At 72.6% G+C, this 25366-nt stretch carries 19 protein-coding genes; 14 read left to right on the forward strand and 5 right to left on the reverse strand.

Annotated features, from left to right (window positions below; all coding sequences use genetic code 11):
- Nucleotides 1-183 precede the first annotated feature (183 nt).
- Complete coding sequence (locus E6P78_RS13040) at nucleotides 184-1623, reverse strand: sulfatase-like hydrolase/transferase (RefSeq protein ID WP_240799187.1); 1440 nt, start codon at nucleotides 1621-1623, stop codon at nucleotides 184-186.
- Complete coding sequence (locus E6P78_RS13045) at nucleotides 1620-2576, reverse strand: TauD/TfdA family dioxygenase (protein ID WP_136203735.1); 957 nt, start codon at nucleotides 2574-2576, stop codon at nucleotides 1620-1622. The genes E6P78_RS13040 and E6P78_RS13045 overlap by 4 nt, the downstream gene beginning before the upstream one ends.
- A gap of 547 nt (nucleotides 2577-3123) precedes the next feature.
- On the opposite strand from E6P78_RS13045, the gene E6P78_RS13050 reads away from it, so the two are divergent.
- The 9 genes from E6P78_RS13050 to E6P78_RS13085 all read left to right on the forward strand — a co-directional run bounded on the left by E6P78_RS13050 (nucleotide 3124) and on the right by E6P78_RS13085 (nucleotide 15059).
- Nucleotides 3124-4332 (forward strand): ROK family transcriptional regulator, encoded by a 1209-nt coding sequence (locus tag E6P78_RS13050; RefSeq protein ID WP_136203736.1) that lies wholly within the window; start codon nucleotides 3124-3126, stop codon nucleotides 4330-4332.
- A 100-nt stretch (nucleotides 4333-4432) separates the two neighbouring features.
- Entirely contained in the window at nucleotides 4433-4504 is a 72-nt protein-coding gene (locus E6P78_RS34005) for a putative leader peptide (protein WP_346765571.1), read from the forward strand.
- 324 nt (nucleotides 4505-4828) lie between these two features.
- On the forward strand, nucleotides 4829-6421 hold the full coding sequence (locus tag E6P78_RS13055) for an ABC transporter substrate-binding protein (RefSeq protein WP_136203737.1): 1593 nt from the start codon (nucleotides 4829-4831) through the stop codon (nucleotides 6419-6421).
- Nucleotide 6422: 1 nt separating this feature from the next.
- Nucleotides 6423-7367 carry an ABC transporter permease gene (locus tag E6P78_RS13060; protein ID WP_136203738.1) on the forward strand — a complete coding sequence of 315 codons (945 nt, stop codon included), beginning with the start codon at nucleotides 6423-6425 and terminating at the stop codon, nucleotides 7365-7367.
- Nucleotides 7368-7372: 5 nt separating this feature from the next.
- The gene (locus tag E6P78_RS13065) at nucleotides 7373-8260 is read left to right on the forward strand and encodes an ABC transporter permease (protein ID WP_136203739.1); all 888 of its coding nucleotides are present in this window, start codon (nucleotides 7373-7375) and stop codon (nucleotides 8258-8260) included.
- Nucleotides 8257-10113 (forward strand): ABC transporter ATP-binding protein, encoded by a 1857-nt coding sequence (locus tag E6P78_RS13070; protein ID WP_136203740.1) that lies wholly within the window; start codon nucleotides 8257-8259, stop codon nucleotides 10111-10113. The genes E6P78_RS13065 and E6P78_RS13070 overlap by 4 nt, the downstream gene beginning before the upstream one ends.
- Nucleotides 10114-10208: 95 nt before the next feature.
- Nucleotides 10209-11054, forward strand: a complete 846-nt coding sequence (locus E6P78_RS13075; protein ID WP_136203860.1) for a formylglycine-generating enzyme family protein — start codon at nucleotides 10209-10211, stop codon at nucleotides 11052-11054.
- Nucleotides 11051-13366 carry an arylsulfatase gene (locus E6P78_RS13080; protein ID WP_136203741.1) on the forward strand — a complete coding sequence of 772 codons (2316 nt, stop codon included), beginning with the start codon at nucleotides 11051-11053 and terminating at the stop codon, nucleotides 13364-13366. The genes E6P78_RS13075 and E6P78_RS13080 overlap by 4 nt, the downstream gene beginning before the upstream one ends.
- A gap of 148 nt (nucleotides 13367-13514) precedes the next feature.
- On the forward strand, nucleotides 13515-15059 hold the full coding sequence (locus tag E6P78_RS13085; protein ID WP_136203742.1) for an MFS transporter: 1545 nt from the start codon (nucleotides 13515-13517) through the stop codon (nucleotides 15057-15059).
- A 25-nt stretch (nucleotides 15060-15084) separates the two neighbouring features.
- Here E6P78_RS13085 and E6P78_RS13090 read toward each other — a convergent pair whose 3' ends face one another.
- Nucleotides 15085-17376, reverse strand: coding sequence for a glycoside hydrolase family 3 N-terminal domain-containing protein (locus E6P78_RS13090; protein ID WP_136203743.1), 2292 nt, complete (start codon nucleotides 17374-17376; stop codon nucleotides 15085-15087).
- A gap of 168 nt (nucleotides 17377-17544) precedes the next feature.
- On the opposite strand from E6P78_RS13090, the gene E6P78_RS13095 reads away from it, so the two are divergent.
- Nucleotides 17545-18144: a TetR/AcrR family transcriptional regulator gene (locus E6P78_RS13095; protein ID WP_136203744.1), complete on the forward strand. Its 600-nt coding sequence runs from the start codon at nucleotides 17545-17547 to the stop codon at nucleotides 18142-18144.
- 334 nt (nucleotides 18145-18478) lie between these two features.
- On the opposite strand, the gene E6P78_RS13100 is transcribed toward E6P78_RS13095, so the two are convergent.
- Nucleotides 18479-19378: a carbohydrate kinase family protein gene (locus tag E6P78_RS13100; RefSeq protein WP_136203745.1), complete on the reverse strand. Its 900-nt coding sequence runs from the start codon at nucleotides 19376-19378 to the stop codon at nucleotides 18479-18481.
- Nucleotides 19379-19518: 140 nt separating this feature from the next.
- Here E6P78_RS13100 and E6P78_RS13105 point away from each other — a divergent pair, with 140 nt between their 5' ends.
- Nucleotides 19519-19980, forward strand: coding sequence for a hypothetical protein (locus E6P78_RS13105; protein ID WP_136203746.1), 462 nt, complete (start codon nucleotides 19519-19521; stop codon nucleotides 19978-19980).
- 48 nt (nucleotides 19981-20028) lie between these two features.
- Here E6P78_RS13105 and E6P78_RS13110 read toward each other — a convergent pair whose 3' ends face one another.
- Nucleotides 20029-22086, reverse strand: coding sequence for a SpoIIE family protein phosphatase (locus E6P78_RS13110; RefSeq protein ID WP_136203861.1), 2058 nt, complete (start codon nucleotides 22084-22086; stop codon nucleotides 20029-20031).
- Nucleotides 22087-22297: 211 nt separating this feature from the next.
- On the opposite strand from E6P78_RS13110, the gene E6P78_RS13115 reads away from it, so the two are divergent.
- From E6P78_RS13115 to E6P78_RS13125, 3 genes are all read left to right on the forward strand, one after another.
- Entirely contained in the window at nucleotides 22298-22561 is a 264-nt protein-coding gene (locus E6P78_RS13115) for a WhiB family transcriptional regulator (RefSeq protein ID WP_136203747.1), read from the forward strand.
- 86 nt (nucleotides 22562-22647) lie between these two features.
- A complete protein-coding gene (locus tag E6P78_RS13120; RefSeq protein WP_136203748.1) occupies nucleotides 22648-22968 on the forward strand; it encodes a DUF1232 domain-containing protein in 321 nt (106 codons plus the stop codon).
- 136 nt (nucleotides 22969-23104) lie between these two features.
- Nucleotides 23105-25276: a discoidin domain-containing protein gene (locus tag E6P78_RS13125; RefSeq protein WP_136203749.1), complete on the forward strand. Its 2172-nt coding sequence runs from the start codon at nucleotides 23105-23107 to the stop codon at nucleotides 25274-25276.
- The last annotated feature ends 90 nt before the right edge of the window (nucleotides 25277-25366 follow it).

The following is a 25366-nucleotide window of genomic DNA, read 5'->3' on the forward strand; positions in this document are numbered from 1 at the left end:
CTGCGGCGGCGCCCTGGGCGCCGGCGGTGGCTATCGGCTCCGGGTCTCACCCGGAGATGTCGTCGTCGCCTGCCATGTCTGGTCTCCCCGGTACACGCTGAAAGCGTGACGATCTTATCAGGCGGGCCGGCCTTTCCTCCGCCCGAGGCCCCGGGGCGGAGGAAAGGCCGGCCCGCCTGCCCGTCACGGACGCGGGCGATGGCCGAACCGGACCCCCTCCCACGGCGTGCCGTCCGGGAACGGTTCCGCGCGGCGCTGCCCGGCCGGGCGCGCGGGAGCCCGTTCGACCACGGGCTTCGCGTTCTCGATCCGCTCCAGCCAGTCGAGCAGCTCCCGGCGCAGCTCGTCGGCGACCGCGCGGTGCGATTCCAGGCCGACGAGATTGTCCAGCTCGTACGGGTCGGCCGCCAGGTCGTACAGCTCCGTCTCCGTGTAGTGGTCCGCGTCCGGGTCGTTCCAGGCGTCCGCGCCCGGCGCCTGGACGGCGTACTTCCACCGCGAGGTGCGGACCGCGCGCCCCACCCGGTCCTCGCTGATCTGGACGAACGCGGAACCCGGCCTGCCGGGATCGCGGCCCCCACCGGTCAGCGGCAGCAGGGATCGCCCCTGTACGCCCGGCGGGACCGCGAGGCCGGCCGCCGCGAGCAGCGTCGGCATCAGGTCCAGTGTGCTGACGGGCTGCCGGACGAGGCCGCCGCCGGTGAAGCCGGGCCCGGTGAGTGCGAGCGGGACTCGGACCGACGCCTCGTGGGCCGAGCGTTTGTACTCGCTGTTGCGGGTACGGAAGTGGGAGCCGTGATCCGCCGTCCACGCCAGGACCGTGTTCTCCTCGGTACCCAGGCTCCGCAGGGCGTCGCGGAGCCGGCCCACTCCCTCGTCGACCCGCTTGATCTGCCCGAGGTACCCGGCCAGATGACGGTGGGCTCCGCCCTGCGCGGCCCCCGGGGAGAGCGCGGCCAGGTCGGGCGGCAACCAGGCACCCTCGTACCGCTCGCGGTAGCCCGTCGGGGCCGGGTAGTCGTCGGTGGGGTTCTGGTGGTGCGGCTCCAGGAGGGAGAGGAACAGGAGGTAGGGCCGGTCGTGGTGGTCGGCCACGAACCGGATCGCCGCGTCGACCAGCGCGTCCGACCGGTAGCCGGGCAGCCGGACCGGCGCCCCGTCCTCGTCGTACACCACCGTGCGGTACGCGTCCGAGGTGAATTCGAGCCGGTCCGACGCGAGCCAGGTGCCGTAGCCGCCCCGCAGGCCCGGCGGCACGGGACCGTCGGGATGCTCGTCACCCGCCAGGTGCCACTTCCCGATGTAGCCGGTGGCGTACCCGGCCGCCGCGAACTCCCCGGCGAGCGTGGGGATGTCCCCGGGGAGCGGCAGCCCGTTGCGGAAGACGCCGGTGGACGTCGGGTATCGGCCGGTCTGCAGCGCCGAACGGGCCGGTGCGCAGACCGGGTTGGGGGTGACGGCCTGCTCGAACAGGGTGCCCTCGCGGGCGATCCGGTCGAACTCGGGAGTCACGCCCGCCCGGTTGCCGTGCACACCGGCCGTGTCCCAGCGCTGCTGGTCGGTGAGGACCACGATCACCTGAGGGGGCGCCCCGGCGGGCGGCGCCGCGCAGTACTCGTTCACGCGGCCGGCGCTTCGGTGGTGGAGGCGCCCGACGCGATGCCGAAGGACGGGTCCGGCACGCCTTCGGGGCTGATGAGGGTGGAGGAGCGGCCGTCGACGCCGACCGGGACGTCGCCGTCGATGGTGACGCGGCGCAGCTTGCGCTCGTGGGTGTCGGAGTCGTCCACGCCGTAGTGCTGGGTGGCGCGGTTGTCCCAGATGGCGACGTCGCCCACCTGCCAGTCCCAGCGCACGGTGTTCTCCGGGCGCTCGATGTGGGACTGGAACAGGTCGACCAGGGTCCGCGAGTCGTGGCCGGTCAGACCGCTGACGCGCTGCACGAAGTTGCCCAGCAGCAGGACGCGCTCACCGGTCTCGGGGTGGACGCGGACCACCGGGTGCTCGGTGAGGAACTTCGTGGAGGTGAATACCTTCCGGTACTTCTCCAGCGCCTCCGGCAGGGCGTTGGGGCGCACCGACACGTAGTCGTAGTCGTTGGAGTGGACGGCCCGCAGACCGTCCGCCAGGGTGCGCAGCTGCTCGGGCAGTTCCGCGTAGGCGGCGGCCGTGTTGGACCACAGGGTGTTGCCGCCGTACGGGGGGATCACCACGGCCCGCAGGATGGAGAAGGCCGGGTAGGCGGGTACGAAGGTGACGTCGGTGTGCCACTGGTTGGCCCGGCCGCCGTGGTCGGAGTCGATCCCGAGCGAGTAGCGGCCGTCCGCCGACGGGACGGTCGGGTGGGCGACGGGCGTGCCGAGCAGCCGGCCGAATGCCTCGTGGCTCTCCTCGTCCAGGTGGTCCTGGCCGCGGAAGAAGATCACCTTGTTGGCGAGCAGGGCGGCCCGGACGGCGGCGACCGTCTCCGGGTCGAGGTCGCCGCCGAGGCGGACACCGGAGACGACGGCGCCGATGCGGCCGCCGAGCTTCTGGACGGTGACGGCGGGAGCGGGGGCGGTGGTGGTGGAGGACATGACGGATTCCCTTCGGGAGGACGCGCTCGGCCTCGGCCGGGCGTGCGGCGTGACCGGCGGCGAGCTGATTAAATTTGGAGAGGAAGTAATTCGGGCGGGACGCGGCCACGGGCGGAGACGATGCGGTGCCCGGAGCGACTGTGTGCGGGGAGAGGGCTCCGAAGCGGGAGCGCGGTGCGGTGTCTGCCGGTCAGGCGGCGGTACAGAGGTCCGGGAACAGGGGCTGCGTTGCGGGGCGACCGGTGCGGGCGGGCCGCGCATCGGGAAGTGCCGTCGCGAACATGTCCCGGAGACTTCCAGGGCCCCGCCGCGTACGTCAAGCACCCGCGGGCGTCCCGCAGGGCGTGCGGCAGTGGTTCAATCGGCGCCTGCACGCGGGCGCCGACCCTCCGGACAGGTGGGAAAAACCGTGCCTGAACTGGGAGTTCGCCCATGGCGCCGGGCAGTGGGCGGATACCGTCCCCGAGCCGGGTGACCAGCCCCGTGCGATTTCACGCCGCCGTAACGTTGCGACCGCCCCGCCGGCGCAGGACCGAAGGAAGGCCCCATGACTGCCGCCCCCCGCCTCTTCCGCGCCACCGGCGACGGACGGCGCGAGACCAATGCCGCCACCGTGCTGCGGACCGTCCTCGACCACGGACCCGTCGCCCGCCGGGCGATCGCCGAACACTCCGGCCTGAGCCAGGCCGCCGTCTCACGCCAGTGCACCGATCTCGTCAACCTCGGCCTGGTGAGGGAGTTGCCGGAGCTGGTCGCCAGCAACGGGGTGGGCCGCCCGCAGATCCCGGTCGACCTGCACACGGGGCAGAGCGACGGGCCTGTGGTCGCCGGTGTCCATATCGGTGTGCCCGCCTCGACGTTCGGGCTGCTGGACCTGCGCGGCAGGCTGCTCGACCGGCGCACCTTCCCGCACGGTGACATCGCCCCCGGAGACCTGCCGCCACTGATCGTCCGGAGCCTGCGCGCCTTCCTCGACGAGACCGGGCGCGGCGGCCGGCGGCTGCTGGGGGTGGGCGCGGCCCTGGGCGGCTGGGTCGACCCCGGCACGGGTACGGCCGTGCGGCACGCCACGCTCGGCTGGGCCGGCCGGCCGCTGGCCGCCGAACTCACCCGGGGCCTGGACGGGTTCGAGGTGCGCGTCGACAACCACGCCCGCGCGGTCGCCCAGTCGGAGATCCTCTTCGGCCGGCCCGAGGCGCGGCGGAGCCTGGTCCACCTGTTCATCGGCAACGTGGTCGACGCGGCGCTCGGCATCACCGGAGTGGTCCACCAGGGGCCGGGGTCCGGCGCCGGGGACGTGGCGCACCTGCCCGTACCGGACTCCACCGCGGTCTGCCCGTGCGGCCGGTCCGGCTGCCTGGAGGCGACGGTCTCCAACACCGCCATGGCGAGGACGGCCGTACGGCGCGGGATCGTGCCCTGGCCCGATGCGTTCCTGGTGGTGGACGCGGCGGCGGCGGGGGACCGGCGCGCGGACCGGCTGCTGCGCGAACGGGCCCGCGCGGTCGGCCGGGCGACCGCCCTGCTGCTCGACGTCCTCAACCCGGACCTGGTGGTCGTCACCGAGCACGCCAGCCTCACCAACCCCGAGTACCTGGAGGAGATCAAGGGCGCCGCGGTCGACCACTCGCACGTCTGCCAGGACCCCGGACGCATCGTCAGTCCGCATGCCGGGACAGCCGTCCTGCCCGTCGCGGCCGGTGCCGTCGTGCTGAACCCCCTGTTCAGGAACCCCCTGACGGCGTCCGTGCGGTAGCCGCCCGCCACGGGCGGGAAAGCGCTTCGTACCAGGATGCGGACAACGCAGGTTGACCGCCCGCCGAAGCCGCTGTCATATTGCTCCCGTGAACCCGGACATGCGCCTCGTCTCCCGCAGGCACGTCGACCTCTGTCGACAGGCCAGCGCGGTCTGTGCCGTCCACAGCTGACCCGGACCGCAGCTCCCAGGGCCTGCCCCCGGCAACTCCCGGCGTCCCGCTGACACGTCACCGGGGGCACGTACTCCCCGGAGACCGCCGGATTCCCCGGGCCCGGTCACTCCTCACGGCCTGACCGGCCGCGCATCCCCGCTCCGACGGGGTTCCCTTCCGCCTTCCCGTGCCGATCCCGTACGCCGCCCACCCGGCCCGGTACGGCACCCCCTTCGAGCAGCGCCTCGCCGTCGCTCCATTTCTCCCGCAGCGGAACGAATACAGGCCCGCGCTCCGCCGCGCCCTCACCTTCACCCTTCCTCACGTCACAGGCAGGCATCGATGACCGAGCTGTACCCCCTCACGCCCTCCGGACCGTCCCGGCGCTCCACGCTGCGCGCCGCAGGCGGCGGCGCCCTGCTCCTCGGACTGGGGCTGGCGGGCTGCCGCTCGGCGGTGTCCGACACCTCGTCCACCCCGCAGGGCACGAGCGCGGCACCCAAGCGCGGCGGCGTGCTCAACCTAGCCGTCAACGCCGACTTCACCCCCGCCCTGCTGTTCTCCCAGAGCGGCCAGTCCCTCCAGCAACGGCTGATCTACAACACCCTCACCCGCTACGACGACCGGCTCAGCCCGAAACCCGAGCTCGCCACCTCCTGGACATACGCCGAGGACGGGCGCAGCATCACGCTCCGGCTGCGCGACGACGTCACCTTCCACAACGGCCGCAAGTTCACCGCGGACGACGTGATCTTCGCCGTGAAGAACCTTCAGAAGCCCGTGCGGGCCGCCCAGTTGCGCAGTACGGCCGCCACGGTCACCGGGTTCGAGAAGCGCGGCGACCACGAGCTGGTGCTCAAGCTGGCACACCCGGTGAACAACCTCTTCGACCTGTTCGAGTTCATGATCATCGCGGATTCGGAGAGCGTCGAGGACGCCGTCGCCGGCAAGAAGCTCATCGGAACCGGCCCGTTCGAGCTGAAGAAGTGGAGCCCCGGCTCCGGCCTGAGCCTCACCCGCAACGACACGTACTGGCAGCCCGGCCGCCCCTACCTCGACGGCGTCGAATTCCGGGTCATAGCCCAGGCCGACGCGCTGATCTCGTCCCTGCGCTCCGGCCAGTCCCAGCTCTCCTTCGACGTACCCGGCAAGAGCCTCGGTGTCGTCAAGGGCGACTCCGGCCTCACCATCAGCGACTACGACACCGGCGCCGGAGCCGTCTACCTCGGCGTCAACACCACCGTCGCCCCGCTGAACGACCGGACCGTCCGCCAGGCACTCGCCTGGGCCGTCGACCGCGACCGGCTGGTCGCCCAGACCCTCGGCGGCTACGGACTCGCCTCCGCCGCGCCCTGGCCCAAGTCCTCGCCCGCCTTCACCGAGGCCCACCGCACCCACTACACCCATGACCCCGCGAAGGCCCGGGCGCTCCTGAAGTCCGCCGGGCACACCAGGCTCGACCTCCCGATGCTCCACATCGCGCTCCCCGGAGACACGGCGATCGCCGAGTCCATCCAGTACGACCTGAAGCAGGTCGGCGTCCACGTCACGCTCCAGCCCACCGACGGGGCCACCGCACAGAAGAAGCTGATCTCGCAGGGCATGCCGGCCCTGTGGTCCCTGGGACACGGATTCGCCCAGGTCCAGCCCTCCACCCTCGCCGTGAGCGCGTACCCCTTCAACGAGGCGAAGAACACCTCCAAGTACCGCTCCGCCACCTACACCAAGGTCGTACGCGAGGCATGGACGAAGCCGGAGACCGATACGGCGGCCGCCAACGCCCTGCACGAGAAGATCTCCTCCATCCTCCTGGAGGAGGCGTTCCTCATCGACCTCGTCGTGCGCGGGCAGGTCCAGGTCTCCGCCGACCGGCTGCACGGCGTGACGCTGAACAAGTTCTCCTACCTCAACCTCGACAACGCCTACCTGGTGTGACATGCGCAGCTACCTGCTCCGGCGGCTGCCGTCCGCCCTCCTCGTCCTGCTCGCCGCCTCCTTCCTGATCTTCACCATCCTCCGGCTGGTCCCCGGCGACCCCGCCACCACCCTCGCCGGGCCCGACGCGGACGCGGCGACCGTCGCCGCCATCCGCGACCGGCTCGGCCTGGACGCGCCCCTGCTCACCCAGTACGCCCACTGGATCGGCTCCCTCCTGGCCGCCGACCTCGGACCGTCGTACGCGATCGGCGGGCAGACCGCCGACCTCATCGGTGACGGGCTCGGCGCCACCACCGAACTCACCGTGGCCGCGCTCCTGTTCGTGATCGTGCTCGGTACGGCCTTCGGCGTGCTGGGAGCCACCTCGCGCAGCCGCTGGCTCAGGGCCGCCGTCCGCGTGACCACCACCGCCGCCCTGGCCGTGCCGCCCTTCGTCAGCGGCGTCCTGCTCGTCCTGCTCCTCGCCGTCGCCCTCCCGGTGCTGCCGCCCGGCGGCCGGGTCGCCTTCCTGACCGCCCCCGACCTCGCCGCCCAGTACCTGGTGCTGCCGGCGCTCTGCCTGGCGCTGCCCAGCGCCGCCGTACTCGGCCGCTACCTGAAGGACGGCATCGAACGCGGCCTCGCCGAGGACTACATCCGCACCGCCAGCGCCGCCGGAGTCGCCCCGCGCCGGCTGCTGTGGCGCCACACCCTGCCCAACGCCCTCCCGCCCGTCGTCACCCTGCTCGGCATGCAGGTGGGCAACCTCCTCGGTGGTGCCGTACTCGTCGAGGCGATCTTCGCCTGGCCGGGTCTCGGCCAGCTCGCCGAACAGGGCCTCCAGCGCCGCGACTACCCGGTCGTCCAGGACCTCCTGCTGCTCCTGGTCGCCGTCTTCGTCCTCGTCCAGCTGATCACCGACCTCGTCTACGCCTGGCTCGACCCCCGGATCAGGTGGGAGTGACCCTGATGACCCCGACCACCGACCTCCTCACCGCCGCGCCGCCCCCGGCCGCCCGCAAGGCGCGCCGCCCGGCCCGCAACCGCCACCCCTACCGCAGCGCCCTGTCCACCGCCGGCGCCCGCACCGGCCTGGTGCTCGTCGGCGCGGTGGTCCTCGCCGGGCTGCTCGCACCGCTCGTCGCCGGACACGGGCCCACCGACCAGAGCGGCCAGAGCCTCGCCGGTCTCGGCGCCCCCGGACACCCGCTGGGCACCGACGACCTCGGCCGCGACCTGCTCAGCCGGGTCCTGTACGGCATCCGCACCGACCTCGGCATCATCGCGATCGCCGTCCCCGGCGGCGCCGCACTGGGCTGCCTGTTCGCCCTGGCCGCCGCCGCCCACCCGGTGGCCGACACCGTCGTCCAGCGCGTCTTCGACCTCCTCCTCGCCTTCCCCGGCCTGATCCTGGCGCTCGCCGTCGCCGCGATCCTCGGCCCGGGACGCATCCCCGTCGTCCTCGTCATCGCCCTCGCCGAAATCCCGGTGTTCGGCCGGCTGCTGCGGAGCGGGGTCCTCGTCCAGCGGGAACGCGAGTACGTCACCGCAGCACGGGTCGGCGGCAGTTCGGCGCCCCGGGTGCTGGTCCGGCACATCCTGCCCAACGCGGCCGACCCCCTCGTCGTGCAGATCGCCGTCTCGCTGACCGTCGCCGTCTTCATCGAGGGCGCGATGAGCTTCCTCGGCGTCGGCGTACGGCCACCGGAACCCACCCTGGGGGCCGTGCTCAGCCAGTCCATGCCCTACCTCGCCCAGGCACCCCACTTCGCCGCAGGTCCCCTGATCACCGTGACCGCACTCGTCCTCGGACTCTCGCTCGTCGCCGAGGCGCTCAACCGGGAGATACGCCGATGACCGACCGGGAACTGCTGGAGGTCCGCGACCTCTCCATCGAGTTCACCGCCCCCGACGGGCCGCCGCTGCGCGCCGTGCGCGGCGTCTCGTTCACCCTGCGCCGGGGGGAGACCCTGGCCGTCGTCGGCGAGTCCGGCTCCGGCAAGTCCACCACCGCGCTCGCCCTGACCCGGATGCTGCCGGGCACCGGCCGCATCACCACCGGCACGGTCCGCCTGGAGGGCCGTGACCTGGCCGCCGTGGGTGACGAGGAACTGCGGGCGGTGCGCGGCGCCCGCATCGGCATGATCTTCCAGGACCCGATGACCGCCCTCAACCCCGTCCTCACGGCGGGCCGGCACATCGAGGAGGTGCTCCGCACCCACGGCAACCGCGACAGGGCCGCACGCCGCGCCCGCGCCGTCGAACTCCTGGACCGGGTCGGCATCCCCGAGCCGCACCGCCGCGCCGACGACCACCCGCACCAGTTCTCCGGCGGCCAGCGCCAGCGCATCCTCATCGCCACGGCCCTCGCCGGCGAACCCGACATCCTCCTCGCCGACGAACCCACCACCGCCCTGGACGCCACCGTCCAGGACCAGATCCTCACCCTCCTCGCCGACCTCAACCGCGAGACCGGCACCGCCCTCGTCCTCATCACGCACAACATGGGCGTCGTCGCCCGCGCCTGCGAACGCGTCCTCGTCATGTACGGCGGCACCGTCGTGGAGGACGGGCCCACCGCCGAAGTGCTCACCCGCCCCCGCCACCCCTACACCGCGGGCCTCCTGGCCGCCGTGCCCCGCCTCGCCGCCCCCTCCGGCACCCGCCTCACGGGCATCCCCGGAAGCCCGCCCGACCTCGCACTGCTCGGTGACGGCTGCGCCTTCGCCGACCGCTGCACCCTGGTCGAGGACCGCTGCCTCACCGCCACCCCGCCGCTCGCGCCGGTGGCCTCAGGCGTACGGGTGGCCTGCCTCCCCGCCGCCGTCCGCACCGAACCCCTGCCGGCACCCGCCCCGCCCGCCCGCATCGACCGTCCCGCACCCGGCGCGGTCGTCCTGGAGGCGGACGGCCTGACCAAGACGTACGGGGGACGCGGCTCCCGGAAGCGAGGGGCACCGGCGCTCGACGGGGTGTCGCTGACCCTCGCGGAGGGCGAGACCCTGGGCATCGTCGGCGAGTCCGGCTCCGGCAAGTCGACCCTGGCCCGGGTGCTGGCCCACGCCCACCCGTCGGACGGCGGCACCCTGCGGCTGCGCGGCCAGGACGTCACCCGGCCCTCCCGGCGGGCGCTGCACGCGGTGCGCCGCCAGGTACAGATGGTGTTCCAGGACCCCTATGCCTCACTCAACCCCCGCATGACGGTGGGCGAGATCGTCGCCGAGCCCCTGATCGCGTTCGGCATCGGCGACCGCGACGCACGCCGGGCGCGCGTCGCGCAACTCCTGGAACTGGCGGGCCTCGACCCCGCCGTCGCCGGCCGGCACCCGCGCTCCTTCTCCGGCGGCCAGCGTCAGCGCATCGGCATCGCCCGGGCCCTCGCCCCCGAACCCTCCGTCCTCATCTGCGACGAACCCGTCTCCGCACTCGACGTGTCCGTCCAGGCGCAGATCGTCGGCCTGCTCACCGACCTCCAGCGCGACCTGGGCCTGTCCCTCGTCTTCATCGCCCACGACCTCGCGGTCGTCCGGCAGGTCAGCCACCGCATCGCCGTCATGCACCGGGGCCGGATCGTGGAGACCGGCAGCGCCGACGACGTCTGCGAGCACCCCCGCGACCCGTACACCCGCGCCCTGCTCGCGGCGGCGCCCGAACCCGTACCCCCGGCGGCCCGTGCCGAGCACCCCGAGAAGACGGGAGCCCTCGCGTGAGCGCGTGCTGCACACCCGGCCGCCCCTGCACCGGCGTACTGCCCCCGCCGTCGGCACGCCGGACGGCCCCGCTGCCGGCCGTCGCGCACCGGGCGATGGCCGAACTGCCCGGCGGGGTCTTCCGGATGGGCGACGCCTTCGGCGAGGGCTACCCCGCCGACCGTGAAGGCCCGGTGCGCGAGGTGACCGTGGCCCCCTTCGCCATCGACACCACCGCCGTCAGCAACGCCGACTGGGCCCTCTTCGCGGATGCCACCGGCTACCGCACCGACGCCGAACGGTACGGCAGCTCCTACGTCTTCCACCTGCTCCTCGCCCCGGCCGCCGCGCGCCATGTCATCGGGCGGGTGCCCGGCGCGCCCTGGTGGCTCGGTGTCGAGGGCGCCTGCTGGAACTTCCCCGAGGGGCCGGGCTCCTCGGTCGCGGACCGGGCCGACCACCCCGTCGTCCACATCTCCCACGACGACGCCCGCGCCTACTGCGACTGGGCCGGGCTGCGCCTGCCCACCGAGGCCGAGTGGGAGTACGCGGCCCGCGGGGGACTCGACGGCGCCCGCTATCCGTGGGGCGACGAACTCGCCCCCGAGGGGCGCGAGATGTGCAACATCTGGCGCGGCACCTTCCCGCACCGCTCCGAGCGGCCCGGCGGCCGCACGGGCACGGTGCCCGTCACCGCGTACGCCCCCAACGGCCACGGCCTCCACAACACCTCCGGCAACGTCTGGGAGTGGTGCGCCGACGCCTTCGGACCCGGTGAACGCGTCATCCGGGGCGGCTCCTACCTGTGCCACGCCTCGTACTGCAACCGCTACCGCGTCGCCGCCCGCTCCCACAACACCCCCGACTCCTCCACCGGCCACGGCGGCTTCCGCTGCGCCCGTGACCTCGCCCCCCACCTGCCCCCGCCCGCCCCGACCCACGACGGAGCCTCCCGCCGATGACCACCAGCACCCGCCGCGACCCCTACGACGGCTTCCCCGGCCGGATCGGCCGCACCTTCGCCGCCTCCGAACCGGCCTGGCCGGCACCCCGCACCCCGGGCGAGAAGGCCCCCAACATCGTCGTCGTCCTCATCGACGACATGGGCTACAGCGACATCGGTCCCTTCGGCTCCGAGATCGACACGCCCACCCTCGACGCCCTGGCCGAGGACGGCGTACGCCTGAGCAACTACCACACCATGCCGCTGTGCTCCCCGGCCCGCGCCGCCCTCCTCACCGGCCTCAACCCGCACCGCGTCGGCTACGCCATGGTCGCCAACTCCGACCCGGGCTTCCCCGGTTACGGCATGGAGATCGCCGACGACATCCCCACCCTCGCCGAACTCCTCCACGACTCCGGCTACGCCACCTACGCCGTCGGCAAATGGCACCTGGTCCGCGACTCCGCCTCCAACGCCGCCGACGACCGCGACAACTGGCCGCTGCGCAAGGGATTCGACCAGTACTACGGCGTCCTGGAGGGCCTGACCAGCCTCTTCCACCCGCACCAGCTCGTCCGCGACAACAGCCCGCTGGACATCGACGAGTTCCCCGACGACTACTACTACACCGACGACATCACCGACCAGGCGATCTCCATGGTGAAGTCGCTGCGCGCCCACGACCCGGACAAGCCCTTCTTCCTCTACCTCGCGCACAACGCCGTCCACGGCCCCCTCCAGGCCAAGGAGGAGGACATCGCCCGCCACCGGGGTCGCTACGACGAGGGCTGGGACGCGCTGCGCGAGCGCCGCTTCGCCGCCCAGCTCGCCGACGGCCTCTTCCCGCCCGGCACCGAACTCCCCGAACGCAACAGCGAGGCCGGGCTCGACGTACCCGCCTGGGACAGCCTCACCGAGGAGCAACAGCGCCTGTACGCCCGCTACATGGAGGTGTACGCGGCACTCGTCGACAACATCGACCAGAACCTCGGCCGGCTCACCGCCACCCTCGACGCCCTCGGCGAACTCGACAACACCATCATCGTCTTCACCTCCGACAACGGAGGCACCGGTGAGGGCGGCGCCGAGGGCACCCGCTCCTACTTCAGCCGCTTCGTCCACCACCCCGCCCTGCCCGGCGACTGGACCCCCGACGTCGACCGCGACCCCGAGCTCATCGGCGGCCCGCGCAGCCTGGTGCACTACCCGCGCGGCTGGGGCATGGCCTCCAACACCCCCTTCCGCCTCTACAAGGGGCACACCTACGCGGGCGGGGTCCGCGTGCCCTTCGTACTGTCGTGGCCGAGGGGCGCGCGTGAGGGCCGGCTCACCCCGGGGCTGCGCCCGCAGTACCAGTACGTCACCGACATCGCCCCGACCCTGCTGGAACTGGCCGGCCTGGAGCGGCCGGAACAGCGGCGCGGTATCACGCTCCAGGAGCCGGACGGCGTCAGCCTCGCCCCGGTCCTCGCCGACCCGCGACACGCCTCCACCCACCCCGAGCAGTACTGCGAGATGACCGGCAACCGCAGCTACTACCGGGACGGCCGCAAACTCGTCACCCTCCACCGGCCCGGCACGCCCTACGACGACGCGGAGTGGGCGCTCTACGACATCAGGACCGACCCCACCGAGATCCACGACCTGTCCGCCGCACACCCCGGCCTGGTCAAGGAACTCTCCGCCGCCTGGGAGCAGGCCGCCTGGCGCAACGGCGTCTTCCCGCTCCCCGACGGCAGCGGGGCGCTCGCCCGGCGCAACCCGGCCGAGCGGCGCCTCACGCGCCCGCTGACCCTGCTGCCGGGCACCCCGGAGCTGGAGCGCTACCGCTCCTCGCGGCTGGTCGCCCTGCGCTCCTTCGAGATCGCCGTCGCGATCGAGGAGACGGGGGAGGGGGTGCTCGTGTCCCACGGCGACCAGGGCGGCGGTTACAGCCTGTACGTCGAGGACGGCCGCCTGCACCTCGCGTACAACGAGTACGGCGTGCTCCACGAGAGCGACGCCGGTCCCCTGGCGCCCGGTGAACACCTCGTCGTCCTCGCGGCCACGGCGGAAGCGGGGCTGCGCTGGAGTTTCACCGTCGGCGTCGACGGCGAGGAAAGGGCGTCCCCTCCCAGCGTCCACCAGCTCATCGGGATGGCCCCCTTCCAGGGCATCAGCGTCGGTGTCGACCGCAAGTCACCCGTCTCCTGGCCGCTGTTCGAGCGCCACCGCTCCTTCCGCTACCGGGGCCGGCTGCGATCGGTGACCTACACCCCCGGCGAGCCAGGACCCGACTCCCCGGAGGCGGTGGCGGCGGCGCTGAAGGAGGCGGCGGCAGCGTTCGAGTGAGTTCCGACCGGTGTCGGCGGTCCCGGACCGCCGACACCGGCACCCGTCCGCCGTACCCGGAGATCGATTGGCGACGGTACGCGGGCAGGTCTAACGTCGGGGGAGTGAACGGCCACGTTCACTGACGGCACGAGCGGCCGATGAACCGATGACGGGCTCCCACGCGACATCCCAGCAGGCCACCCAAACCCCTCGGGAGGGGCGAGGCGGCGGGGTCGCCCTGCTCGTCATCTGCTCCTGCCAGCTGATGGTGGTCCTCGACGTCACCATCGTGAACATCGCCCTACCGCACATCCAGACCGCGCTGGGCTTCTCCACCGAGAACCTGTCCTGGGTGATCAACGCCTACACGCTGACGTTCGGCGGACTGCTCCTGCTGGGCGGGCGGCTCGGCGACATACTCGGCCGCCGCAGAATCTTCATGACCGGCGTCGCCCTCTTCGTCCTCGCCTCGCTGCTCGGCGGCCTCTCCCAGGAGTCCTGGCAACTGCTCGCCGCCCGGTCCCTCCAGGGCGTCGGAGGAGCGATCGCCTCGCCAACGGCGCTCTCCCTCATCACGACGACCTTCCGCGAAGGACCCGAGCGCAACAGGGCGTTCGGCGTGTTCGCGGCCGTGTCGGCGGGCGGCAGCGCCATCGGGCTGCTCGCAGGCGGCCTGCTGGTGGAGTGGCTGGACTGGCGGTGGATCTTCTTCGTCAACGTGCCCATCGGCGCGCTGATCGTGCTCGCCACCCGCCGCTACATCCGGGTGTCCGAGCGCCACCCGGGGCACTTCGACGTCATCGGCGCCCTCACGGCGACGCTCGGCATGGTGTGCCTGGTCTACGGCTTCATCCGCGCCTCCGAGGAGGGCTGGAGCGAAATCCTCACCCTGGCCGCGTTCGCCGCCGCCGTGGTGCTGATCGGGCTGTTCATCGCCATCGAGAGCCGGTCCCGGCAGCCCATCACCCCGCTGTGGATGTTCCGTGACCGCAACCGCGCGGGCACCTACGGGATGATGCTGAGCCTCGCGGCGGCGATGTTCGGGATGTTCTTCTTCCTGACCCTGTTCGTGCAGAACATCCTGGGCTTCAGCCCGCTGCGCACAGGCCTCGCCTTCCTGCCGGTCAGCGTGATCATCGCGATCGGCGCCGGGTTCACCTCCCGGCTGCTGCCGCGCTGGGGCCCCAAGCCCTTCATGGTGACCGGGGCCGTGCTCGCGGCGGTGGGCCTGGGCTGGCTCACGCAGACCGATGTCCACAGCTCGTACCTGGGCAGTCTCCTGGGGCCGGTGCTGGTGTTCGGCCTCGGCATGGGCCTTCAGTTCGTCTCGTTGACGCTTATGGCGCTCTCCGGGGTGGCCTCCCACGAGGCCGGCGCGGCCTCCGGCATCCTCAACACCACGCAGCAGGTGGGCGGATCGCTCGGCCTGTCCATCCTCGTCACGGTCTTCGGCACGGCCGGCCGCGACGAGGCGACCGACCAGGTGCCGAAGTTCATGGCCGAGGCGACACCGGCGCAGCTGGCGCAGTTCCGCAGGACCGGACAGCTTCCGGGCCGGTGGGGCGACCAGGTCCTGGCCTCGGGCGTCTCCACCGCCTTCCTCGCCGCCGCGGCCTTCGCCCTCGCCGCCGCGCTCATCGCGCTGTTCGTCATCCAGGTGCGCCCCTCGGACCTGGAGCGGCTGCGCGGCGGCGGGCGGCCGGGCCCCTGAGCACCCGGCCGCCCGCCCACGGCTGTCAGCCCTTGACGGTGAAGCCCGCCCGAAGCAGGTCGTCGTCGCGCGACGACGGGCCGACGAGGAGTTCGAAGGCGCCGGGCTCGACCACCCGGCGGCCCTCGGCGTCCACCAGGCTGCACGCGGCCACCGGCAGCTCGATGACGACCTCGCGCGACTCACCGGGCGCCAGCGCGATCTGGCGGTAGGCCTTGAGCTCCTTCTCCGCCCACGTCACCGACGTGACCGTGTCGCTCACATACGCCTGCACGGTCTCCAGCGCCGGCCGCTCACCGGTGTTGCTGACGACGACGCGCGCCCGCAGCGTGTCGGCCGCGCCCAGGACATCGGTCAGCACCTCCAGGTCCGAGTAGGCCACGGTCGTGTAGCTGAGACCCTCGCCGAACACGAACGCCGGCCGCTGCGTCAGATCCGCGTACCGCGTGCCGTGCTGGCCGCGCAGCTGGTTGTAGTACGTCGGCTGCTGCCCCGCGTGACGCGCGAAGGACACGGGCAGCCGACCGGACGGCTCGACGAGGCCGAGCACCAGCTCCGCCACCGCCCGGCCGCCGGCCATGCCCGGGTTGAACGCGTGCACGATGGCCGCCGCGCGGTACGCGGACGGCGGCAGCACGAGCGGCTTCGAGCTGATGACCACCACGGTGAACGGCTTGCCCGTCTCGGCGAGCGCGTCCAGCAGCGCGATCTGCCCGCCGATCAGCTCCAGGGTCGCGGTCGACCGCCCCTCACCGATCAGCTCGATGCGGTCGCCCACCACGGCGACGACATGGTCGGCGGCCTCGGCAGCGGCGACCGCCTCGGCGATCAGGGCCTCGGACGGCTCGGCCGGGACGACGATCTCGGGCCGGGGCTGCCCGTCCGGGAAGAAGGCCCCCTCCGGGTCCGGGCCCACCGTCAGGATGTCGGCCCCGCGCGCGTGGGTGACCGACCAGCCGGCGGGCACATGCTCCCTAAACCCGTCGAGCACGGTACGGATCATGGCGCGCGGATGACCGTCCGGCAGCCAGTCCGCCTGCCCCGACGACCCCGCCCAGTCCCCGAGCTGGGTCTGCGCGTCGTCGGCGTTCGGCCCGATCACCGCGACCGTACGCGCCGGCGCACCGGCATCCGCGACCGCGCGCCCGTCCGCGCCCGCCTCGTAGCCGCCGTCCAGCGGCAGGGTGCCGTCGTTGGCCAGCAGCACCAGCGAGCGGCGGGCCGCTTCGAGGTTCAGCTCGGTGTGGGCCGCACTGCCGATGACCGCCGACTGCCGGGCCCGGTCCGGATGGCGCGGGTTCTCGAACAGGCCCAGCTCGAACTTGAGCGTCAGGATGCGCGCGACCGCCGCGTCGATCTCCGCCTCGCCGAGCCGGCCCGCCGCGACCGCCTCCTGCGCACCGTCGAAGAAGCCCGGCGTCGTCATCACCATGTCGTTGCCCGCCCGGACCGCGGCGGAAGCCGCCTGCGCGTGGTCCGCGTACACCTTCTGCTCCCACACCATGCGGCCGACGTTGTCCCAGTCGGTCACCAGGGTTCCGGTGTAGCCCCACTCGCCGCGCAGCACCTCGTTCAGCAGCCAGTTGTTGACCGTGACGGGAACGCCGTCCATCGACTGGTACCCGAGCATGAACGTACGGCAGCCCTCCCGGGCGACCCGCTCGAACGGCGGCAGGAACCACGAGCGCAGCTTGCGCCGCGAGATGTCGGCCTCGCTCGCGTCCCGGCCGCCCTGGGTCTCGGAGTAGCCGGCGAAGTGCTTGGCGCACGCCAGGACCGCCGTCGGGTCGTCCAGCCCCTCGCCCTGGTATCCGCGCACCATCGCCGAGGCCAGTTCACCGATGAGGAACGGGTCCTCGCCGAACGTCTCGCTGACCCGCCCCCAGCGCAGGTCCCGGGTGATGCACAGCACCGGCGAGAACGTCCAGTGGACGCCCGTCGCCGCGACCTCCACCGCCGTCGCCCGCGCCACGCGTTCCAGCAGCTCCGGGTCCCAGCTCGCGGCCATGCCGAGCTGGGTGGGGTAGATCGTGGCGCCCTCCCAGAACGAGTGCCCGTGGATGCAGTCCTCGGCCACCAGGAGCGGGATGCGCAGCCGGGTCCGCCCGGTCAGCTCGGCCGCCTCCAGGACGCGCTCGGGCGAGGCGTGCAGGATCGACCCCACGTGCATGTCCTCGATGAGGTGCCGCACCCCGTCCTTGGCGTTCAGCTGGAGCATCTGGCCGACCTTCTCGGGCAGCGTCATCCGGCCGACCAGGTCGGCGACGCGCTCCGGCACGGACAGGCGGGGGTCGAGATAGGGCAGGGAGGAGCCCACAGGAGTTCCTTTCACGACGTCGGCGACGTTCTCATCGGGCGGTACGCGGAGGCCGCGCTCCGGTGGCCGCCGGGGACCACCGTACGCTCAATCCCGACCGAGTGGTAAGTATGTGGGTATGCGAGCGAACCCAGCGGGGCCGGCCGACGTGACCGCGGAGCGTGCCGAGTGACCGGCGAGGAGCGGCGGGGTTACGCCAAGGGCCGGGCCAAACGCGAGGAGATCCTCGACCAGGCCATGGCCATGTTCGGCGAGGCCGGCTACCGGGGCGCCTCGCTGCGGGTGATCGCCACCCGCTGCGGCATCTCGCATCCCGGACTGCTGCACCACTTCCCGACGAAGCAGTCCCTGCTGCTCGCGGTCCTCGAACACCGCGACGCCGTGGACGGCGAGTGGCTGGAGGCGGGCCGGCCCACCGGCGTCGACCGGCTGCGCCGCCTGGTCGACCTCGCGGCGCTGAACGCCCAGCGGCGCGGCATCGTCGAGCTGTTCTGCGTCCTGTCCGCCGAGGCCACCTCCGCCGACCACCCGGCGCACGCCTACTTCGTGGAGCGGTACCGCGGCTCGGTCCTGAGCACGGCCGTCTCCTACGCGGAGGCCCGCGACAAGGGCGTGCTGCGCGAGGGCATCGCCCCCGAGGAGGCGGCCCAGCAGTTGATCGCGCTGATGGACGGACTCCAGACCCAATGGCTCCTCAGCGGCGGCGCGACCGACATGGCGGGTGTGCTGCGGGCGTACGTGCAGGCGCAGTTGACCGTCCCGTTCTGAGCGGGGGCGGGCCGGGCGCGTCGTCCACGACCGTCTTCTACGACGCGAAGACCAAGAACTGGGCCGCGTTCGACAACGGCAAGGGCGTCTGGGGCTCCCCAACGGCACCTAGAAGAACGCCGTCACCGGCGACGCCCGCGTCGTCAGCGACGGCAAGCTCACCGTCGACGCCCCGGGCAAGGGCGACATGCGCGTCTACGTGGTGAACGGCCCCGGCGGGGTCGGCACCGCGGGCCCCACCTGAAGTAGCCCGTACGGTCCCGCACACACAGGCGCCCCGACAGTCCCGGTTTCTCCGGGCGTCGGGGCGCCTGTACGCCTCGCGTGGGCCCGGCTACGGGCCCAGCAGCTCCGCGCGGCCGATCATGGCCGTCGAGCCGGGGGCCGTACAGGCGTAGGCGCCCGCGACCGCGCCCAGCCGGGCGCACTCCAGCGGCTCCCGCCCGTCGAGCCTGCCGTACAGGAAGCCGGTGACGAACGCGTCGCCCGCCCCGTTGCTGTCGACCACCGGCGCGGGCGGCACGGCCGCCGGGACGTGGAGCGGCTCCTCGCCGCCGCGGGTCAGGAGGTAGGAGCCCTCCGCGCCCGCCGTGGCGACCACCGTCGTGGCCCGGCCCTCGCGCAGGATCTCCCGCATCAGCGCGGGGACACGGTCGCCCGCCGCGGTCGCGCTGAAGAAGACGAGATCGGACCGGAGCGCGAACTCCCGCTGGTGGTCGCTCAGTCCGTCCCAGTCGTGCAGATCGGTGGAGACCGGCACCCCCAGCGCCTCGATGTCGTCGTACAGGAATCGCGTGAAGTTCATGATCGACAGATGGGCGTGGCGGGTCCGGCGCAGCCGGGGCAGGTAGAAGTCCCGCGGCATCCGCAGGTCCTCCGGGTCACGGGCGTCGTAGAACGACATCCGCCGGCCCGTCGCGTCCACCAGGTTCACCGCGCGGCGGGTCCCCGCCGGAGAGATCACCGGATGGAACTCCACATCGCCCTCGGCCAGCCGCTCGCGCACCCGCGCCCCGGTCCAGTCGTCACCGATGCAGTCGAGCAGCGCCACCTCGAGCCCCAACGCGCGGGCGCCGAGTGCCACATTGCCCCCGGTGTGACCGGGCCACTCCTGGATCGGGCCGACCATGACCGAGTCGGCCGGCGGCACCGGCAGGGCGTCGACGCGGACGATCGTGTCCACCCCGGTGCCGCCGACCACCACGACGTCGTATTCCGTTCGCTGTCGGACCACTGAGCCCCCTCTCGTGTTCCCGCCGTGATCAGTATGGGCCCACCCGCGACGGCCCCCCGGCCGCGCTCTGCGCGCGTCCGGGACACCCGCTGGCTATGCTCGGTCGGGGGCCGACAACCTGATCCGTGGAGGCTCACGCCATGATGCCGTTGCCCGAACCGCGCGATATCCCGCCGCGTCTCGCCACCGGCGCGTTCATCCTCAACTCCGGCCTGGGCAAGCTCAAGGCCGACGAGGCGACCGCCCAGGGGCTGCACGGTATGGCCAGCACCGCCTATCCGTTCCTCGGCAAGCTCGAACCCGCCCGGTTCACCCGGTTGCTCGCCTGGTCCGAGATCGCGGTCGGCGGAACCCTGCTGGCCCCCTTCGTACCGACCAGGCTCGCCGGCCTCGTCCTCACCGGGTTCTCCGGCGGGCTCCTCGGCCTCTATCTGCGCACCCCCGGTATGCGCGAGCCGGGCAGCCTGCGGCCGAGCCAGAACGGTGTCCCGCTGGCCAAGGACGCCTGGATGTTCGGCATCGGCCTGGGCTTCCTGGGCGGGCGCGGCTACCGCGTCCGCGCCTCGGCGCACTGCCGCACCCGGCGCGGGTGCGCACGCTAGAAACCGTTCGGCCCGGGGCGGCGGCGCACCTCGCGCCACCGCCCGCAGTCACGTGCGGACCCGGGCCATCAGCAGCGCCACGTCGTCGTGGTCGTCCGGGCCCCGCAGTTCGCGCAACAGCCGGTCGCACGTCGCGTCGAGCGACGCGTCCTCAGTGCGCAGCAGGGTCAGCAGCGTCTCCAGACGGCTCTCGATGTCGTCGTCACGCGTCTCCACCAGCCCGTCCGTGTACAGCACCAGCCGGTCGCCCGGCCCCAGCTCCACCGTCACATCGCTGAACGGCACACCGCCCACCCCGAGCGGCGCCCCGGCCGGCAGATCCAGCAGCACCGGTGCACCGCCCCCGGGGATCAGCACCGGCGGCAGATGTCCGGCGGTGCTCACCCGGCACCGCCCGGCGCCCGGGTCGTAGACGGCGTAGACGCAGGTGGCGAACCACGGGTCCAGATCGGCGGTGATCTCGTCCAGGTGCCCCAGCACCTCGCCGGGTTCCAGGTCGAGCCGGGACAACGTCTGTGTGGCGGTACGCAGCCGGCCCATCGTGGTCGCCGCGTTGATGCCGCTGCCCATCACATCGCCCACCACCAGGGCGGTCCTGCCGCCCCGCAGCCCGATCACGTCGAACCAGTCCCCGCCCACCTCGTACCGCGAAGCGGCCGGCCGGTAGCGGGACACCACGTCGAGGTCCGCCGGGACGTGGCGGTTGCGCGGCAGCATGCTGCGCTGGAGCGTCAGCGCGGTCTCCTGCTGCTGCCGGTAGAGCCGTGCGTTGTCGATGCAGACCGCGGCCCTGGCGGCCAGCTCGCCGGCCAGCGCCTCGTCGTCCGCGGTGAACGGCAGCGGATTGTCCGTCCTGATCAGGTCGACGGCGCCCAGCACCTCACCCCGGGCGATCAGCGGCACCGCCAGGTAGGAGTGGGCACCGGCCTCCGCGAGCAGTTCCGCCGAGCGGGCGTCGCGGGCGATGCGGGCGAGCTTCTCCGCGTCGAGATGGGGCTCCCGTACCGGTGAGGCGGTCCGCACACAGCGGGTGATCAGGCGGTCGGCGCCGTAGTGGGCGGCGCGGCCCGGCGGATCGGCCGCCTCCACCACGGGGGTCGGCCGTGCGGCGACGACGGCCAGGGCCTGGATCAGGAGCGGACCCTCGGCCGAACCCGGGCGCCCCTTCAACACGCTGTCCAGGACGTCCACCGCGGCGACGTCGGCGAGCTGCGGCACGGTGACCTCGGCCAGCTCCCGGGCCGTCTGCTCCAGGTCGAGCGTGGTGCCGATGCGTACCGAGGCGTCGGCGATCAGGGCCAGATGCTGCCGGGCCCGCTCCGCCTCGGCCGCCGCCCGGTAGCGGTCGGTGACGTCGATCAGGGACACGGCGATCCCCAGCACCCGGCCCCGGGAGTCGTCCAGCCGGTACAGGGACACCGACCAGGCGCGGTCGGACTCCGGATCGGCGGGGCTGCGGCCCACCACCTGGTGCGAGACCTTGGGCACCCCGCTGTCCAGGACCTCGCGCATGGCCTCCTCGATGCCGTCGGAGTCGAGGAACGGCAGCGCCTCGCCCACCCGCCGGCCCAGGTGCTCGGCGGCGCTCAACCCGTCCATGTGCTCCAGCGCGGCGTTGGCCGCCAGATACCGCAGGTCGTCGCCCAACACCGCGAGGCCGATCGGCGACTGGTCGACCAGGCCCACCGACAGCGCCAGATCCCGCTCCACCCGGCGCAGCACCGCCCCGTCCGCCGCCAGGCCCAGGGCGTAGAACTCGCCCCGGTCGTCCTGGAGCCGCATGTTGCGGAACTCCAGGAGCCGGGTGGTGCCGTCCTTGTGCTGTACGGGGAAGACGCCCGCCCAGGCCTCGCCGCTGCTCATCACCTCGCCGAACAGACGCAGCACCAGCTCGAAGTGCTCCTCGTCGACCAAAACCCGGGCGGCGAACCGCCCCAGCGCCTCCTGCGCCGAGTAGCCCAGCAGCCGTTCCGCCTGCGGGCTCCACAGGACGATGCGGCCCCGGGTGTCCAGCACCAGGGCGGCGACCCCGAGGACGTCGAGCAGGCCACCGTCGGGCGACCGGTGCGTGCCCGCCCGGCGAGCCTCGCTCCAGCCGATCCGCAAGTCATCAGTGCCGCCCACGGACGATCCTTCCCATGCCGTCACCGCGCCCGGAAGCAGGCCCGCTGTCTCCCATGGTCGCCCCAGACGCACCGCCCCCGCAGCTTCGAGGCGCGCGAAGAGGCCGCCCGCAGGGGTTTCGGGCGCCGAATGCCGGTCACCCGCAGCGTACCGAGGCAAACGCAACGCACACGATCGTGAGGAGTGGGAGTCCATGGAGAACTGGCGCATGCACGCGGCCTGCCGCGACGAGGACCCGGACCTGTTCTTCCCCATCGGAACCACCGGCCCTGCGCTCGTCCAGGCCGAGGAGGCCAAGGCGGTGTGCCGGGGCTGCCCCGTGCGGGAGGAGTGCCTGCGGTGGGCCCTGGAGAACAACCAGGACGCCGGGGTGTGGGGCGGACTGGGGGAGAACGAGCGACGCGCGCTCAAGCGCCGCAGCCGCCGGCAGGCGCACGGGTCGCACGGCCCGAAATGAGACCGTCGCACGGACCGAGGGCAGTGTCACACCCGTGGATGCCCTGTTCTGCGGTCTTTCGCCGGCCGGCGGGTGGAGGATGAAGCATGGACACGACGGCTTGGATCATCATCGGCACGATTCTCGTGCTGCTCACCGTGGCCGTCGCCGGAGTCCTGCTGGTGCGGGTCCTGCGGGCCAGGAAACTGCTGGCCGAGGCCGGTGTCCCCTTGCACAACAAGGCGCTGGTCTGGGCGGCGGTGCTCTACACCGTCTCGCCCGTGGACCTGCTGCCGGACCCCGTCTACCTCGATGACATCGGGTTCCTCCTGCTGGCCCTGCGCTCGCTGCATGCCGCCGCGCGGGCAGCGGGGGTGGGCGGGCGCCCGGGAAGCCCCGCCGGGACCGGACGCGACCTCGTGCCGTAGCCCTCCCCGTGCGATCCGGGGCACCGGGCACGTCCTGATCGTTGACAGCTGGACGGGTACACGTCACTCTCCTGGGAGAGCGCTCTCCCAACTCGCCGCGGGACACCCGTCCCGCACTCTTCCGCCAGGAGAGAATGTGCACAGACCCGGCGCAGCCCTGCCCGCGAGACCCCGCACGGGCACGCTGCTGATCACCCTTCTCGCCCTCCTCGCGTCGTCGCTGGTGATGCTCACCGCGACGCACGCCCGGGCCGCGGAAACCCTGCTGTCGCAGGGCAGACCCGCGACCGACTCCTCCCACGAGGGAGCCGGCTACGCGGCTTCCGCCGCCGTGGACGGGGACCTGACCGGCACCCGCTGGGCCAGCGAGTGGAGCGACCCCCAGTGGCTCCAGGTGGACCTGGGCGCCACCGCGGACCTCAGCAGGGTCGTCCTGACCTGGGAAGCCGCCTACGGCAAGGCGTACGAGATCCAGGCGTCCGACAACGGGTCCGACTGGCGCACCCTGAAGACCGTCACCGACGGCGACGGCGGCACCGACGAACTGGCGGTCACCGGCTCCGGACGGTACGTAAGGATGTACGGAACGGCCCGCTCCGGCGGATACGGCTACTCCCTGTGGGAGTTCCAGGTGTACGGCACCACCGGCGGCACGCCCCCGGCGACCGGCGGAGCCGTCCGCGTCACCGGATCGCAGGGCAACTGGCAGCTGACCGTCGACGGCAAGCCGTACCAGGTCAAGGGCCTGACCTGGGGTCCGTCCGTCAACGACGCGGCGCGCTACCTGCCCGACCTGAAGTCGATGGGCGTCAACACCATCCGCACCTGGGGCACCGACGGCACCTCCAAGCCGCTCCTGGACGCAGCCGCGGCCAACGGCATCCGGGTCGTCAGCGGCTTCTGGCTGCAGCCCGGCGGTGGCCCCGGCAGCGGCGGCTGCGTCGACTACCTCACCGACGACGCGTACAAGTCCTCCTCCCTCACCGAGTTCGCCAAGTGGGTCGACACGTACAAGAGCCACCCCGGTGTGCTCATGTGGAACGTCGGCAACGAGTCGGTTCTCGGGCTGCAGAACTGCTACAGCGGCGACGAGCTGGAGAGGCAGCGCAACGCGTACACCACCTTCGTCAACGACGTGGCGAAGAAGATCCACACCATCGACCCCGACCACCCCGTGACCTCGACCGACGCCTGGACGGGCGCCTGGCCGTACTACAAGCGCAACGCCCCCGACCTCGACCTGTACTCGGTCAACTCCTACGGCGACATCTGCGGGGTGCGCGGCACCTGGGAGGCCGGCGGCTACACCAAGCCCTACATCATCACCGAGGGCGGCCCGGCCGGTGAGTGGGAGGTCCCGAACGACGCCAACGGCATCCCGGACGAGCCCACCGACGTGCAGAAGGCCGAGGGCTACACCAAGGCGTGGAACTGCATCACCGCCCACCAGGGTGTCGCGCTGGGCGCCACCTTCTTCCACTACGGAACGGAGCACGACTTCGGCGGCGTCTGGTTCAACATCGTGCCCGACGGCAAGAAGCGGCTCTCGTACTACGCCCTGAAGAAGGCGTACAGCGGCTCCACCGCCGGGGACAACACCCCGCCCGTCATCAGCAACATGACGGTGCAGAACGCCGGCGGGGCGCCCGCGGGCAAGGAGTTCACCGTGCGGGCCGACATCCGCGACCCGGACAACGACCCGATCACGTACAAGATCTACCTCAGCGGCAACTACGCGACCGGCGACAAGGGCCTGGTCGAGGCCACCTGGCGGTCCACCGGCAACGGCACCTTCGCGGTGACCGCGCCCGGGCGGCTCGGTGTGTGGAAGGTGTACATCCAGGCCGAGGACGGGCACGGCAACGCCGGTATCGAGACCAAGTCGGTGAAGGTCGTGGTGCCCCCGGTCAGCGGCACCAACCTGGCCCTCGGCCGCCCCACCACCGCCACCTCCGCACAGACCGGCAGCAGCGGCTGCCCCTGCACCGCGGCGATGGCGACCGACGGGCGGATGGACACCCGGTGGGCCAGCGACTGGAGCGACCCGCAGTCCATCCAGGTCGACCTCGGCGAGCGGAAGTCCTTCCGCCACCTCCAGCTGGTGTGGGACCCGGCGTACGCCAAGTCCTACGAGGTGCTGGTCTCGGACGACGGCGGCTCCTGGCGGTCGGTGTACACCACCACCAACGGGGACGGTGACGCCGACGACCTCGACATCGCGCAGACCGCCCGCTACGTGAAGCTCGTCCTCACACAGCGGGGCACGGCCTGGGGCTACTCGCTCTGGGAGTTCGGCGTCTACAGCTGAGCACCGGGCGGGCGCCGGCCGGTTCCTGACCGCCGGCGCCCGCCGCAGGGCGTGTCGATGGCCGCCCGGGCGCAAGGAAGCGGCCAAGGT

The organism is Streptomyces sp. A0958 (genome assembly GCF_004795035.1).
Taxonomy (GTDB): domain Bacteria; phylum Actinomycetota; class Actinomycetes; order Streptomycetales; family Streptomycetaceae; genus Streptomyces.

What these genes read in the sequence shown, in the direction of transcription:
- E6P78_RS13045 (WP_136203735.1), bottom strand. Translation starts at nt 2,576, where the DNA reads ATGTCCTCCACCACCACCGCCCCCGCTCCCGCCGTCACCGTCCAGAAG.
- E6P78_RS13050 (WP_136203736.1), top strand. Translation starts at nt 3,124, where the DNA reads ATGACTGCCGCCCCCCGCCTCTTCCGCGCCACCGGCGACGGACGGCGC.
- E6P78_RS13055 (WP_136203737.1), top strand. Translation starts at nt 4,829, where the DNA reads ATGACCGAGCTGTACCCCCTCACGCCCTCCGGACCGTCCCGGCGCTCC.
- E6P78_RS13060 (WP_136203738.1), top strand. Translation starts at nt 6,423, where the DNA reads ATGCGCAGCTACCTGCTCCGGCGGCTGCCGTCCGCCCTCCTCGTCCTG.
- E6P78_RS13065 (WP_136203739.1), top strand. Translation starts at nt 7,373, where the DNA reads ATGACCCCGACCACCGACCTCCTCACCGCCGCGCCGCCCCCGGCCGCC.
- E6P78_RS13070 (WP_136203740.1), top strand. Translation starts at nt 8,257, where the DNA reads ATGACCGACCGGGAACTGCTGGAGGTCCGCGACCTCTCCATCGAGTTC.
- E6P78_RS13075 (WP_136203860.1), top strand. Translation starts at nt 10,209, where the DNA reads ATGGCCGAACTGCCCGGCGGGGTCTTCCGGATGGGCGACGCCTTCGGC.
- E6P78_RS13080 (WP_136203741.1), top strand. Translation starts at nt 11,051, where the DNA reads ATGACCACCAGCACCCGCCGCGACCCCTACGACGGCTTCCCCGGCCGG.
- E6P78_RS13085 (WP_136203742.1), top strand. Translation starts at nt 13,515, where the DNA reads ATGACGGGCTCCCACGCGACATCCCAGCAGGCCACCCAAACCCCTCGG.
- E6P78_RS13105 (WP_136203746.1), top strand. Translation starts at nt 19,519, where the DNA reads ATGATGCCGTTGCCCGAACCGCGCGATATCCCGCCGCGTCTCGCCACC.
- E6P78_RS13115 (WP_136203747.1), top strand. Translation starts at nt 22,298, where the DNA reads ATGGAGAACTGGCGCATGCACGCGGCCTGCCGCGACGAGGACCCGGAC.
- E6P78_RS13120 (WP_136203748.1), top strand. Translation starts at nt 22,648, where the DNA reads ATGGACACGACGGCTTGGATCATCATCGGCACGATTCTCGTGCTGCTC.